This is a genomic window from Parabacteroides sp. APC149_11_2_Y6 (assembly GCF_054506995.1).
The window spans coordinates 3394165-3409343 of sequence record NZ_CP173709.1 but is presented as its reverse complement, the minus strand read 5'-3'; the positions used below and the strand labels follow the sequence as shown (position 1 = coordinate 3409343).

At 41.3% G+C, this 15179-nt stretch carries 12 protein-coding genes; 3 read left to right on the top strand and 9 right to left on the bottom strand.

Annotated elements, in window-relative coordinates; translation table 11 throughout:
• Positions 1-189: 189 nt before the first annotated feature.
• Positions 190-3150 carry a PEP/pyruvate-binding domain-containing protein gene (locus ACGE0T_RS13970; RefSeq protein ID WP_459187236.1) on the top strand — a complete coding sequence of 987 codons (2961 nt, stop codon included), beginning with the start codon at positions 190-192 and terminating at the stop codon, positions 3148-3150.
• A 95-nt stretch (positions 3151-3245) separates the two neighbouring features.
• Here ACGE0T_RS13970 and ACGE0T_RS13965 read toward each other — a convergent pair whose 3' ends face one another.
• Positions 3246-4235, bottom strand: a complete 990-nt coding sequence (locus tag ACGE0T_RS13965; protein WP_459187235.1) for a metallophosphoesterase family protein — start codon at positions 4233-4235, stop codon at positions 3246-3248.
• A gap of 215 nt (positions 4236-4450) precedes the next feature.
• Between ACGE0T_RS13965 and ACGE0T_RS13960 the strand changes: the two genes are divergently transcribed.
• Together ACGE0T_RS13960 and ACGE0T_RS13955 are read left to right on the top strand one after the other, a co-directional pair.
• Positions 4451-5131, top strand: a complete 681-nt coding sequence (locus ACGE0T_RS13960) for a hypothetical protein (protein WP_459187234.1) — start codon at positions 4451-4453, stop codon at positions 5129-5131.
• Positions 5125-6015, top strand: coding sequence for a metallophosphoesterase family protein (locus ACGE0T_RS13955; protein WP_459187233.1), 891 nt, complete (start codon positions 5125-5127; stop codon positions 6013-6015). Before ACGE0T_RS13960 ends, ACGE0T_RS13955 begins: the two co-directional genes overlap by 7 nt.
• Positions 6016-6102: 87 nt before the next feature.
• On the opposite strand, the gene ACGE0T_RS13950 is transcribed toward ACGE0T_RS13955, so the two are convergent.
• From ACGE0T_RS13950 to ACGE0T_RS13915, 8 genes are all read right to left on the bottom strand, one after another.
• The gene (locus ACGE0T_RS13950; protein ID WP_459187232.1) at positions 6103-6843 is read right to left on the bottom strand and encodes a nucleotidyltransferase family protein; all 741 of its coding nucleotides are present in this window, start codon (positions 6841-6843) and stop codon (positions 6103-6105) included.
• Positions 6840-8270: a RapZ C-terminal domain-containing protein gene (locus ACGE0T_RS13945; RefSeq protein WP_459187231.1), complete on the bottom strand. Its 1431-nt coding sequence runs from the start codon at positions 8268-8270 to the stop codon at positions 6840-6842. The genes ACGE0T_RS13950 and ACGE0T_RS13945 overlap by 4 nt, the downstream gene beginning before the upstream one ends.
• A gap of 195 nt (positions 8271-8465) precedes the next feature.
• Complete coding sequence (locus ACGE0T_RS13940) at positions 8466-9800, bottom strand: NADP-specific glutamate dehydrogenase (protein WP_459187230.1); 1335 nt, start codon at positions 9798-9800, stop codon at positions 8466-8468.
• Between the two features lie 160 nt (positions 9801-9960).
• Entirely contained in the window at positions 9961-10143 is a 183-nt protein-coding gene (locus ACGE0T_RS13935) for a hypothetical protein (RefSeq protein ID WP_459187229.1), read from the bottom strand.
• A 13-nt stretch (positions 10144-10156) separates the two neighbouring features.
• The gene (locus tag ACGE0T_RS13930) at positions 10157-10543 is read right to left on the bottom strand and encodes a putative signal transducing protein (protein WP_459187228.1); all 387 of its coding nucleotides are present in this window, start codon (positions 10541-10543) and stop codon (positions 10157-10159) included.
• Between the two features lie 696 nt (positions 10544-11239).
• Entirely contained in the window at positions 11240-12598 is a 1359-nt protein-coding gene (gene hemG / locus ACGE0T_RS13925) for a protoporphyrinogen oxidase (RefSeq protein WP_459187227.1), read from the bottom strand.
• Between the two features lie 4 nt (positions 12599-12602).
• Positions 12603-13976: an oxygen-independent coproporphyrinogen III oxidase gene (gene hemN / locus ACGE0T_RS13920; protein ID WP_459187226.1), complete on the bottom strand. Its 1374-nt coding sequence runs from the start codon at positions 13974-13976 to the stop codon at positions 12603-12605.
• Positions 13973-15178, bottom strand: a complete 1206-nt coding sequence (locus ACGE0T_RS13915) for an MFS transporter (RefSeq protein ID WP_459187225.1) — start codon at positions 15176-15178, stop codon at positions 13973-13975. Before ACGE0T_RS13915 ends, hemN begins: the two co-directional genes overlap by 4 nt.
• Position 15179: the final 1 nt, after the last annotated feature.

Genomic DNA, 15179 nt, shown 5'->3' with positions numbered 1-15179 from the left:
TCTGTTGGCAAATGTAGGGAATTTAATGGACTGGCAATGGTTTTTGCTTACTTTTTGATAGTAAAAATTATGTTATTGAACAATGTTTTTAAGGATGAATTACAATTGTTACCAGGCAATTCATAGATAAATGGTTGAACGAAAATTTTTTTTCCTTACATTTGGACACAGATATAACCCAATAATATTATGAGCGGAATACCAGATTTTAAGAATCTAGTCTTTAAAGACACTTCATTTGCGAATTTGATGAATAAGCGTATATATAATGTATTGCTTATTGCTACAAAATATGATGCTTTTATGTTGGAAGATGACGGTAGGGTGGACGAACAGATATTCAATGAATATACCTCTTTAAGTCTACGCTATCCTCCACGTTTTACACAGGTGACATCCGAAGCTGAGGCGTTGGCTGAATTGAAAGATAGAAATTTCGAGTTGATAATCTGTATGCCGAATATGGATAACCGGGATATTTTCTCGGCAGCAAAGGAAATAAAGTTGCATTATCCGAATATACCGATCGTAGTACTCACTCCTTTTTCAAAAGAAGTATCCAAACGAATCGCTAACGAAGATTTGAGTGCTATCGATTATGTGTTCAGTTGGTTGGGAAACTCAGATTTGCTGCTTGCTATCATTAAGTTAATTGAGGATAAAATGAATGCCCCGGACGATACCGCCAGTGTAGGGGTTCAGATTATTTTGTTAGTAGAAGATTCGATTCGTTTCTATTCGTCTGCTTTGCCGCATCTGTATAAATTTGTATTGGAACAAAGCCAGATGTTTGCAAAAGAGGCATTAAACGGGCATCAACGTACGTTGCGTATGCGCGGACGTCCGAAAATTAAACTGGCCCGTACTTACGAAGAAGCTGTACGCATATTTAACCAGTACAGGGATAATATGCTGGGAATAATCTCGGATATGAGTTTTATGCACGATGGGGTCAAAGACCCTTATGCCGGATATAAATTCGGGCAGTATGTGCGGAAGACCGGGTTAATAATACCTTTTGTTCTGGAATCATCAGAATCGAATAACCGGATTTATGCAGAGGAGTTAGGTTCTTCATTTATAGACAAGAATTCTAAAAGTTATCCGCAGGATCTTCGTAAAAAGATAATGCAGCGCTTTGGTTTTGGCGACTTTGTTATATTGAATCCACAGACCAAAGAGGAAATTATGCGTATCAAGGACCTGAAGGATTTGCAAAAGAAAGTTTTCCAGATTCCCGATGATTCGCTGGTTTACCATTTGAGTCGCAACCACTTTTCCCGTTTCTTCTATTCCCGTGCCATGTTTCCCCCGGCAGAAGTTCTTAAGCGTGTAGATGTAAGCGACTATAAAGATATGGATGAAGCCAGGAAACTGATATTCGACCTGATTGTCCAATACCGGCGGATGAAGAATACCGGTGTGGTTGCTATCTATCAGAAAGACCGTTTTGATGAGTATAGTAATTTTGCACGTATCGGTGATGGCTCTTTAGGAGGAAAGGGTAGAGGTTTGGCTTTTATCGGTGCAATGGTTAAACGTTACCCGGTTTTGGAACATGAAAATTTTGCTGTAACAATTCCGAAGACTGTTGTTATCTGTACGGATATTTTCGATGAGTTTATGGATACGAATGAATTGTATCCGGTAGCATTGAGTGAGATAGATGATGATACGATTCTTAAATATTTCCTGCGTGCCAGTTTGCCTGCGCGACTTATCGAGGACTTAATGGCCTTTTTCGATGTCGTGAAGAGCCCGATTGCCGTACGTTCTTCCAGCTTACTGGAAGATTCCCACTATCAGCCTTTTGCTGGTATCTATTCAACCTATATGGTGCCTAAGATTGATGATAAATATGAAATGCTTCGTACGGTTAGTGATGCTATTAAAGCCGTATATGCATCGGTTTTCTATCGCGATAGTAAAGCTTATATGACGGCTACTTCCAATCTTATCGACCAGGAGAAAATGGCAATTGTTTTGCAGGAAGTGATTGGTAATAGTTATAGCGACCGTTTCTATCCGACAATATCAGGAGTAGCACGCTCTTTGAATTTTTATCCGATAGGGAATGAAAAGGCGGAAGACGGTATAGCCAATATTGCCTTGGGACTTGGCAAATACATTGTCGATGGTGGTCAAACTCTTCGTTTTTCTCCCCGTCACCCACGGAATATTTTGCAGATGAGTACAATGGATTTTGCTTTGCGTGAAACGCAAACCCGTTTTTATGCATTGGATTTGAAAAATCTGGCGGAACAGTTTTCGGTAGACGATTCATTTAATTTATTACGTCTAGGGTTGAAAGATGCAGATGCGGATGGTGCCCTGAAATATATAGTATCTACCTACGATCCGTACGACCAGATTATCCGGGACGGCTATTATCCGGGCGGACGTAAAATTTTGTCGTTTGTAAATATTTTGCAGCACGATGTATTTCCTCTGGCTGAAACATTAGATTCCATTTTACACATCGGACAGGATGAAATGGGACGTCCGGTAGAAATAGAGTTTGCCGTGAATATTAATCAGGAAGATTCTTCCCAAGCAACATTTTATTTACTCCAGATCCGTCCAATTGTTGATAATAAAGAGATAATGGAAGAAGATTTGACATTAGTACAGAAGGAAGACACAATCCTGTCTTCTACCAGCGTGCTGGGACATGGAATTATTTCGGATGTACAGGATGTGATTTATGTTAAGACAGAAGCCTTCAATTCATCTAATACGCAACTGATTGCATATGAAATTGAAAAGATAAACCGGCAATTCACCGGAAACGAGAAAGGATACGTTTTGGTCGGTCCCGGTCGTTGGGGTAGCAGTGATCCCTGGTTAGGTATTCCGGTGAAGTGGCCTCATATCAGTAATGCACGTGTTATTGTGGAATGTGGATTGGAAAACTATCGCGTAGATCCGAGTCAGGGTACTCACTTCTTCCAGAATCTGACATCTTTTGGCGTCGGTTATTTTACAATAAATCCGTTTAAAGGAGATGGATGGTTTGATGAAGCATATCTGAATGCCTGCCCGGTTGTGGAAGAAACCGAATATTTGCGGCATGTACATTTTGATGAACCTGTGGTGATAAAGATGGATGGGAAGAGAAGCCTGGGGGTTGTGTTAAAACCCGGCGAATAGAAAAAATATTCCTTGGAATACATAAAAAATGGAGATTGGATTATAAGGTATCCAATCTCCATTTTTTGTTAGGTGCCGATAAGTAAATCTTAGATCTATTTCTTTTCAAAATAAGTAGGGAAGTTTATCTTATCGATAATTTTGTTATCCTTCAGGCGGATCCATGTATCGAATCCCTCTTTACCTTCTGTCATTTCGATTATACGCGCTCCGTTAGGCAGGTTATTGTAAACCGTATCTCCTCCGGTATAACGACCGAATGCCAATAAGATACCTTTCCAGTAAACTGCATAATCATTATCATGGTCGTGTCCGACAAAAACAGCCGAAACATCGCCCATCTCTTTCATGGCTGTGAATAATCCGGAGTTAAGTTCGGGAGGGCAGCTTTTTTCTTTGCGTGTTCCGACCAACATAGCTCTTTCGTCAGTAGAAGCTTCTGCATATTCGGGAAGTGCTATGTGGAAGAATGCTAAGGAAGGGATCGGAGTTCCTCCGTTTTGTTTGGTAAAACGTGCACTATTCTCACGGTACCATTGTACCTGGTCAAATTTGATGTAATCATAACCTTTTACACCATTAATTTTGGAATAAGAATGTGAGTCAAGGCAGTAAAGAATAACCGCATCCTTCTTGCCATCGGATGATTTCAATGGCAGAATGAAATTGGAACCTCCGGAAACTCCCGGTACGGAATCTGTCAGATTGTAAGGGATTGATTTCATAATATCGAATAACTGCGAACGGGTTAATCCCTGTTCATCATCATGGTTTCCGAATGTTACGGCGAAAGGAATTTTTCGGCTGGAAGTAAGGTTTAATATTGTACGCATACCTTCTTCGGCAGGAGCACCGAAAATGACATCCCCGGTAAAAATAACCAAATCAGGCTTTTCTGCATCCAAGACTTCATTAATCCGTTCAACAGCTATATCGGATTTCGGATTTCCATGGATATAATGAACGTCCGTAAACTGTACGATTTTAAATTTTCCGTTTTTATTAAACTTCAGAGTGGGGTGTTGTGCATAACTTGTCAGTAGGCTCCCCAGGATGAAAGAAAGGGTGAGAATTAGATGTTTCATATGAACTGTTTATTTATTAGAGTAAAAGATTTGTTGGCAAATATACGAATAACCTGCTATGAATACGGTTTACGTGCCAAACAAGTCAACGGACCTATTGTTAATATATCTATAGCAAGATGTGCAGTTTGTAATTTTTAAGTAATTATTACAAGCTGAAGATTATTTTAATTCGAATATTATGGTAGATTTGTCCATTATTTAATCGTCAATCAATGAAAAAAATTTTATTATTGTTAACGCTATTATTATCCTTAAACTCTACAGTATGGGGACAAACAAATGAAGTAAAGGCCTATTTTCAAGTGGGAGATAATGCTCTTCATGGTATTTATGGGGGATTTTCGGGATTTTATACCCGGAACTTTTCAGATCGGTTGAGCCTGACAGGAGGCCTTAATTTATCCACAAAGAATCCTCAGGCTTTTGGTGGACTTTATGCAGATGGAACTTATCGTTTTTCTGTTTACAAGTTTAATGTGTATATTTCGAACAGGCTTGTATATAATTATTACGGTTTGTCGAAAATGAATGAACTGCTTTACCGTATTGCAGGAACATGGGAAAGCCGTTATTTTAATCTAACTCTGGGTAATAGTTTTCTTGGATACTTTTCCAAAGGAAGCGGGAATTTTGAACCTGTCACTCTTTCTGTTGCTATGGGATTACATCTTAGACCTCGTGAGAACTGGTGGAATGTCGGACTTTTTATCCGTAACTTCGATGATTTCATCTATGAGAATTATAACATTATGTATGGGGTGGACGGAAGAATCGATGTGGCGAAGCACTGGCGGATATTGGCTGAGTTTACAGCACGTCCGGCAGGTAGTATGAATCAATTAGCTATGAAGTATGAAACCTTTTTTAAATTAGGAGCGAGATATAAATGGTAACGAAAAAATATATAATATCGGTATGCTGTGCCCTGTGTTTTTTATCCGGTTGCAGCAAAATTGAACCTACAGGTATCCTGATAGGTAACACGAATGTTGACGACCGCGTAAAGCAATCTTATTATTTTTATTCGCAGGAAGAAAATAAAAAATCAACTTTCGAGATTGATACAAGTGGAAAAGAGTACTCGTTTCTGGTCATAGCCGATAGTCATACAACGACTGATATGAAACGTTTAACCGAGGCTTTTGATGAAACCTTGAAAGGAGGACATCTGTTTTGTGCCCATTTGGGCGATTTGGCTGAAACACAACCTGAGTATTATGCAGATGTTGAGGATCTGGTAACAGAGTATAAGGAGAAAGGTTTGATTTTCTATCCGGTAGTGGGAAATCACGATATAACCCGTAATGGTTGGGCGTTATTTAATGATATATTCGGAACTTCAACTTATTTTGTAGAGGTTTATGTTGAAGGACGTGAAGACCTTGCGGATCTTTTTGTTTTTTTGGATACTGCGAACGGTACGTTAGGTAAACGGCAGATGCAGGACATTCTTCCTATCGTTGAGGAGATAAGGCAGGAGTACCGTCATTGTTTTGTTTTCACGCATAATCCGTTTTTCCGTCCCCGTTCGAATGCTTACTCTTCCAATTTCCCGCGCGAGGAATTGTATTACTTGTTTGATTTCTTTGCTGAGAATAAGATCGATTATGTATTCAGCGGACATATCCATGCTCATGGGGAAAATACATTCCGTGGAGTGCAATATATTACTTTGGATGCATTCAGTGAACGGAATAATCCGATAAGGGGAGAAATCGCAAAAATAACCTGTAAAGCAAATGGAGATATCCAATATGAATTGATATATGTCCCGTAAAGAGTAACTATAGAAGGGGATTCTTTTAAGATAACTATGGTTTTTCCTTATTCATAATTTATGATAGGGAAAAACCATAGTTGTTTTTTATGTAGTAAAATGTTTAATCCATTCTTCAGCCTTTGTTAACGTTTCAATTTTTCCAATATCCATCAGGTGCAGATTTTCTGCCGGGTAAGCATGAATATCTGTTTTGGCACATATCGACAGATAAAAATTAATAATGGAGAATTTGCCTGTCCATTCTTCCATCCAGTCGAATATTTCAGGAGAAAGTACATGAATGCCGCTAAATGCATATTCATTGTATTGGGCAGGGTCGAAATACGGATAGAATGATTTTACTTCGCCGGTCTCCAGGTTTCTCCAGCCACACAGCTTATTTTCTTTATTAAAAAGTAGATAGCGTGAAGTTTCACGTTTGCTGACTAATAATGTCGCAAGCGGATTTGTTTCCAGATGCTTATCATATAGTTTTTTCAAATCCACATCCGATATAATGTCCACATTGTGAATCAGGAAAGGCTCTTTACCTGTAAAAAAACTTTTTGCTTTCTTTATGCCCCCTCCCGTATCCATCAGGTAATCACGTTCGTCGGAAATGATAATATCTATCCCGAAGTTGTTATTTTCCGCAAGGAAATCAATGATTTGCTGTCCGAGGTGATGAATGTTTATAACGATTTGAGTAAATCCGGAATTTTTGAGTTTTAAGATAATATGTTCCAGCATTGGTTTTCCGTTTATGGGAACCAACGCTTTGGGCATAGTATCAGTCAGCGGTTTGAGGCGAGTCCCCATACCGGCTGCAAAAATCATAGCTTTCATAATGTAGCGTTAAAGAGTTGTTCTATGTTTTGTTCGCGATGGACCAGTTCTACTTTCACACCGAATTTGTTATGCAGATGTTCAGCCATATGCTGGGCAGAATAGACGGAACGGTGTTGTCCGCCGGTACAACCGAAACAGATCATCAGGTTGCTGAATCCCCGGTCCAGGTAACGTTTTACGGATGCGTCTGCAATTTCATATGCATGATTCAGGAACTGGGTGATTTCTCCGTCTTCTTCAAGGAAACGGATCACCGGTTCATCCAATCCGGTAAAATGGTTATACCGTTCATATTTTCCCGGATTATTGACAGCACGGCAATCGAAAACAAATCCGCCTCCGTTTCCGCTCGGATCATTCGGTATACCTTTTTTATAAGCAAAACTTACGATTTTCACTACGAGAGTGCGTTTCTGTAAATCGTCGCGGAACTGTGAAAGGTCGGTAAGTTCTTTCAGAACGGAACACAGATAAGGATATTCGGAGTATTCATCTTTCAATAACTGACGCAGATTCTCAATGGCAAAAGGAACACTTTGGATGAAATGAGGTTTCTTTTCAAAATATCCGCGGAAGCCATATGCTCCTAATACCTGCAATGTCCTGAAAAGAACGAAATGGCGTAATTGCTTACAAAATTCCTGTTCATCGATTGTCGTATATTTACGGGCTGCATCCAAATAAGTCTGTATCAATTCCTGGCGTAAATCCTCCGGATATTTTGCTTTGGCTTGCCAAAGGAAAGAGGCTACGTCATAATATACCGGACCTTTACGTCCTCCTTGAAAGTCGATAAACCAAGGTTCCCCCTCTTTTATCATAACGTTGCGGGACTGGAAATCACGGTACATAAATGTAGGGGAGGTGTCTTTCAGTAACACTTCACTCATTCTCAGGAAATCATCTTCCAGCAGATTTTCCTGAAATTCCATTCCCGTAGCTTTCAGGAAGCAATATTTGAAGTAGTTTAAATCCCATAGAATGGAACGTTTATTGAATTCCGGTTGCGGATAGCAATTCGAAAAGTCCATTCCTTCAGCTCCTGCAAACTGGATAGCAGGCAGTAGGGCAATTGTCTTATGTAATAAGGTCCGTTCGCATTCATCGAATACACAACTTTTTCTTCCTTTTTCAATTGCGTTAAATAAAAGGGTATCTCCCAAATCTTCTTGCAGGTAGTAAGAATTATCTTCCGAGTAACAGAATACGTTAGGTACAGGCAATCCCTTTTCCCGGAAATGTTGTGCCATATAAATGAATGCTCTGTTCTCTTCGATAGATGTTCCACTTACGCCGATCAAGGTTTGTGGCCCGGATAACCTGAAATAGCGTCGGTTGGAGCCGGATGAAGGTAGCTCGGTTATATCTTCTGCCGGGGAACCCGTGTATTCATGATAGAGTTTACTTAATTCAGTTGTTACCATAGTTTTCTAATTTCGGTACTAAGGTAAGAAATAGTTGACAGTTGACAAGTGAGAGTAGATGGTTTAATTCACTCTAATAAATAAAGGCAAAAAAGGATGATGTATCCAAAGGCGGATACATCATCCTTCTATAATCATTAATCCCTATTTATTCTTCAGTTAACTGTCAACTGTTTTTTGTCGACTGCCAACTTTTTATAGAATGCCTTGTGCCATCATTGCTTTGGCTACTTTCATAAAGCCTGCAACGTTAGCGCCTTTTACATAATTTACTGTGCCATCTGCGTTTTTACCATATTTCAGGCACTGTTCGTGGATGTCTTTCATGATGCTTTTCAGCTTTTCATCGACTTCTTCGCTGCTCCAGCTTAACTTCATAGCGTTTTGTGTCATTTCCAGACCGGAAACGGATACACCGCCGGCGTTGGCTGCTTTACCCGGAGCGTAAAGGATTTTTGCTTCAAGGAACGTATCGATAGCTTCCGGAGTGGATGGCATGTTTGCACCTTCCGATACAGCGAAACAACCGTTTGCAAGAAGAGTCTTTGCATCATCGCCATTCAACTCGTTTTGAGTTGCGCTCGGCATAGCAATGTCACATTTTTCACCCCATGGGCGTGCACCTGCTACATATTTGCATCCGTATTTTTCTGCATATTCGCGGATACGTCCACGGTACATGTTTTTCAGTTCCATGATGAAGTCCAGCTTTTCGCGGTCGATACCGTCCGGGTCATAGATGTAACCGTCAGAGTCGGACATAGTAACCGGCTTAGCTCCCAATTCAATCAGTTTTTCAACTGTATATTGTGCTACGTTACCGGAACCGGACACTGTAACGACTTTACCTTTAATATCGATATTGCGTGTTTTCAGCATTTCCAACAGGAAGTATACGTTGCCGTAACCTGTAGCTTCCGGACGAATCAGCGAACCACCGAATTCACGTCCTTTACCTGTGAATGTACCTGTATTTTCGTGTGCCAGTTTTTTGTACATACCGTACATGTAAGCAACTTCGCGTCCGCCTACACCTATGTCACCTGCAGGAACGTCTGTGTCCGGACCGATGTGACGCCATAATTCCAGTACGAAAGCCTGGCAGAAACGCATGATTTCAGCGTTTGATTTACCACGCGGGCTGAAGTCAGAACCTCCTTTGCCACCACCCATCGGCAGTGTAGTCAGTGAGTTTTTGAAAGTCTGTTCGAAAGCTAAGAACTTAAGGATAGATTGGTTTACAGAAGCATGGAAGCGGATACCACCTTTGTACGGGCCGATTGCATTGTTGTGCTGGATACGGTATCCCATATTGGTCTGAATTTGGCCTTTATCGTCCATCCAAGTCACACGGAATGAGAATATGCGGTCGGGTATACAAAGACGCTCGATTAAATTGCTCTTTTCAAATTCAGGGTGCTCATTGTACGCTTCTTCAATTGTACCTAAAACTTCTGATACTGCCTGATGATACTCAGGTTCATTCGGGAATCTTCTCTTTAAGTTGTCTAAAACTTCACTTGCCTTCATAAGACTGAATTGATTTTATTATACCATTTTGCTATTGTAGCGCCGTCTCCTAAACGACTGTGCAAAGGTAAGCTAAAATTTTATACAAACAAATATTTGAAAGAAAAAATGCGATAAAAATATCATTTAGTTATATTAGGCTTGGAAAACTGACTAAATGTTATTCTTCCTTCCGTCTTCTGCTCTTGTATATCGGTACAAACACAATGATAGCTGATGCTACCAGAGCGAAAATGACATCGAAGGTTATCTTTTCGCTGTAAACAAGCAACATATAACATAATACACCCCATAAAAGGGTAATACATACTGCCTGACTATTTGTTATTTTTCTACGTGCCATCGGTTACATTTGTCTATTTGGAGGATAAAAGGGAACCGCAATAAATGAAAAGGGTAAGCAGTACCGCTATTATCACGAATATGATAATGATTTGTTTTTCTAATGAATAACTACGGAGAAACGGGATATGGCGTGCCCAGCCTGATATGGCCTGGATTTGTTCCGGCTCTTCATCTTCTTCCGGAAATTCATAGCCATTGGCTTCCATTATTTCCATTGCGTGGGCTACTTCGCTTTCCAGCAATTCCACACGGACACCCCCCATATTGGCAGGATACATAACCTGAGTTGTATATTCGTTTCTCAAATAACATTCGATTCCTTCTGATTTCAGGAGGGATTCGAGTACCTGTGCTTCTTGCGGACGGGTAAACCGGGCTATTTCTACCATTTTATCCATAACTTCTCCCATTTTTTTACAAAGTAAAAGTTTTTGTTTGGATTTCGTCTATGTTTTGATTTGATATTTTACTTTTTAAGATAGGGGCGGATTGACAGAAAGATATTTTTGACATTTTGATAATGTCTCTATGTTTTCCTGCTCATGGATGAAGGGAAGGGCGGGGGCTCTTGGAAATATGCGACTCTCGCGGAGTTGAGGTTTGTCGGTTTGTTGCTTAAAATGGTATGGTAGTTGCTAATTGGCATGATGCGGATCTTAATTGAATATATTGTCGTGTATTTTTTTATATAGCAGTCTATTTGACATCTGCGTGGCAACCGTTTTTTTGTTCTTCCAGCGTTGTATTTCTGCTCCATAACATCTGAAAATCAAAACATGGGTGCTTTAAATGCAAAACATATATGTTTTGAAGTCAAAATATACTACTTTTTACTCCGGATATAATTGAATTTAGTACCGCTACTAATTAAAATTAGGTCCGCAAGTAGTTGGATTTTTTACAAAAGTAGGTATAAAAGTCCCTTTTAGGTAGTAAAAATAAGTGGATTGTCAGCTAAATGCTCCTTTTTGTTTATAGTGTGTGTTAGTATAGTCGGGCTTATTGTGAGATAATGTCACTTTTAAACCTAATATCCTGCCACATTGTAATATTTGTAAGATGGATGGCGAAGCCTAACTGTCAATGGAAACCTGTCAGATATCGGCCGTCAATTGCGTTGCTTGCCTGATTCTGTCTGCCATGCCGATGCCTCCTTTCATATTTCCGGCTAAGATTAATCCAGGATATTCTTTTTCGAGTTTCTCGATGGTTTGGAAGCGTTCGCCGCTGCTTAGTTCATATTGGGGAATAGCATGCGGATGGCGGAAGATACGGATCATATCCGGTTCTACGTCGACCGGGAACTTTAGCATGGAATGGAATTGGCGGATAATTAAGGCCTTCAATTCATCATCCTGCCACGTAGTAAGCTCCGCATGTTTGACTCCTCCGATGAAAAAGGAGAAAAGCGCGCCTTCTTTTGGTGCTCTACCGTCGAAACAGGCAGAGGGAAAGAGGATTCCGAGTACTTCCTTTTTCTCGCAGGAAGGGACTAAGCCTCCGAATGCATTGAATTGCAGTTTGTTTGTGTTGCAGATGCCCACACTTGCTTGAACTACCGGTGCATATTTCAGGTTGCTGATTTTATCCATATCCTCTTTGGATACGAAAGGCAACAGTTCCGGGAGGGAATAGGCCCCGACAGTGGTAATTACTTTGTCGGCCAAAATTGTTTGTTCCCCGCCTAACGGTGTCTGATAGGAAATCAACCATTGTTTATTGGAAGGGCGGATGGTAATACCGGTTGCCGAGAGGGTGATATGCTCTTTTCCTATAGCCTCGGTCATAGCTATTGTCAGGTTTTCGAGTCCTCCTGCGGCAGAGAATACCTTTTTGGAAGCCAGACGGTCGCGTTCGGTTTTAGGAAGTTTTGCTTTGGCAATGGTACCGCGGATAAAACTACCGTATTGTTGTTCCAGGTTATATAATTTAGGCAGTGCGTAACGGGTTACCAGTTTCATCGGGTCGCCGGCATAAACACCGGAAAGGAACGGGTCTACCGCATAATGCAGGAAAGACTTGCCGAGACGTCTTGCCGCCAGTTCACCTACAGCTTCGTCCGGGTTGGTTCCTTTTGCTCGGAACGGTTCACCCAGGATACGGAACTTATCGCTTAAAGAAAATAATGGAGTAGTGATTGCGCTGAACAAGCCGGAAGGAAGGGCACGAAATTTGTCACCTTTCCAAATCAGCCGCCGTTTGGCTTCTTCGTGAGCTGTTTCCAGTTCACATGCCGGAGCCAGGGCGGCAAACAGTTCCGCAACTTCAGGATAGGAAACCACTCCGGTATTAGGACCGCTTTCAAACACAAATCCTTCTTCGCGAAATGTATGAATCTGGCCCCCGGTACGGTTGCTTTGTTCCAGTACATGTACTTTCTTCCCTTTACGTGTCAGGTGGAAAGCTGTGGTCAGACCGGTCAGTCCGGCTCCTATCACTACAATATTTTCCATAATATTATACCGGTTTAGAAAATGATTTGTTGGTATGAAGCATTAGTTTGTCGAATGAGGCGGCAACATTGCGGACAAACAGTCTGCCTTCCGCCGTCATTTTTAGTTGTTCATCGTTAAATTCGATAAGCCCGTCTGCGGCAAATTCGTCAAGACTCGCTTTATCATAATTTACAGCCTGCTTTATTTCGGAAACGGGAAGTGAGAACCGTTCTGCGATTTCCTGCCAGTTGATGGAATAGTTACACATTAATGTTTCGATAACTTCGCGGGCAATTTGTTCTTCTTCGTTCAAGGTATATCCTTTTATCGTGGCAGGTTTTCCTTGTTTCATCAGTTCTATATATTCGGGAACATCCTTGCAATTCTGGGCATAGGCTGCCGTAAGCTGGCTGATACCGGTAACACCGAATGCATAAACCTGTCCGGTGGTTCTGCGGGTACAGTATCCCTGGAAATTCCTGTGAAGTTGCCCGTTCTGCAATGCAGTATACAATTCATCATTTTCACGTACGAAATGGTCCATGCCTATCGGTTTGTAACCGGCTTCACAGAGCATCCGGCGTGCAGTTTCATACATGCGGCTTTTCTCCTCACTGCTGGGTAATCCTGCTTTTTCAAGGAGCAACTGCCGTTTGTTTACCCAGGGTACATGAGCATATGAGAAGGTCACCAGTCGGTCTGGCTGTATTTTTATCGCTCGTTCAATGGTTGCGGCAAAACTTTCCTCTGTCTGTCCGGGCAGTCCGTACAGGAAATCCAAATTGACTTTTATATCGGAGGCGTGGAGTGCGTTTACAATCTCTTCTATCGGCAATAATGAAAGTTTGCGGTTTGATTTTTTCAGGACTTCTTCGTTAAAGTCTTGCACGCCGATACTGATTCGGTTGAAACTCGCTTCTTCGAATGCGATCCAATCTTTTTCCTGTAAATAACCGGGATGGCACTCAATGGCAATTTCCGGTTTATTGATAAAAGTGAAATCTTTGCGTAAATGGTCATTCAGGCTTTTCAGGGTCATGAGTGGCAATATGGAAGGTGTTCCTCCTCCATAATGGATTTGCGCAATTTTTCGTTTAGTGGCAAGATAGGGGGCGATGAGTTCTATTTCCTGATGGAGTGCTTCCACATAACGGAAACGGGTTACAACATTGTGTTCGGAAAGCGGTATGGAGTTGCATCCGCAATAATAACACATTTTCCGGCAGAATGGTATATGAAAATAGAATGAAAGATGTTTCGGACTTAATTGGTTGGACTGTTCAATCGCTTTCAGATAGTCTTCGCCGGTAAAACTTTCTGTGAAATAGTTTGCCGGTGGATAACTGGTATACCGGGGGACCGGTACATTATATTTGTCTAACAATTCTTGTTTCATATCGTCTCTTTTTCTTTTTTGAATACAATAAGTATGTAGAGGAGTGACAAAACGGCAATGGCTGTTTCAAAAAAGAACAAACCATGATAACCGGTCGCATCTGCAATTTTTCCGCTGAGGATAGCCATTATCATACCTGCAAGATGGGTAATGACAGTCTGAACGGTGAAGTCTGTTCCTTCACGTCCGGGACGTACACAGTCCATCGCTGTTGTATAGACCACGATCGTTGCCATCCCATAGCTGCCCCATAGCAGGAAAATGCCTCCATATAACAACGGGGTGGTAGGATGTATATAAGATAAACCGAGGAAATACAAACAAGCGATCAGCACGAATACAGAAAATAAGGCGCGGGCACGATAACGTCCGATGCGTTTTACTATAAGTCCTCCGGCAAAAGAAGACATTGCTCCAACGGCTGTCCCGGCCAATCCGCTCATTATTCCGATTTCTTTCATGCTGTAGCCTAAGTCTACCAGATAAGGTTTCAGCATAGCCAGCGTGCCGATTAATCCGGAGTAGTAGAGGAAAAGGAAACCAATCTGTTTCCATATTTTCTTTTGGGTGAAGAAGTAGAACACATCTGCTTTCTTTGCCCGTTCATGGGTATCTTTCGGTTGGATTTTAATCCCTTTGTTGAAAAAGAGGGGGAGTAGGGCAATGATAACGAACAGGGCAAGGCATGGTAATAAACTGTTCCAGCCTACCTGCTTGAATAGTAAAAGCAATAATCCGCCTCCAATCATGGAACCGCCGAAACTTCCCATCGACTGCATGCTGTTTGCAAGGCTTTTATCCTGACGGCTGAATGAGAGTACGGCCAAGGCATCCGTCGCAATATCCTGCGTGGCGGATGCAACAAAGGAAATGATAATTAATGCTACAATCGTATAGAAGTCCGTATGGAAGTCCAGGAATGCAACGGCAAATATCAATGCGGCATAAATCAGTTCCGATGAAAAAATCCACCGTTTGTAATCTCCGGTGGTGGTGGAATGGCGGTCTATCAGCGGCGACCAAAGAAATTTAAGTATCCAGGGCAATTTGATAAGTTGTAATAGACCTATTGCCGAGAGAGAGAAATTTTCCTGCCGCATCATAACCGGAATGACTGTCGAGAAGAAACTCATCGGTATTGTTTGTGCGATATACAGGCAGAAAAAAGTTGCCAGATTGTATGTTTTGTCTTTTTGTATCATG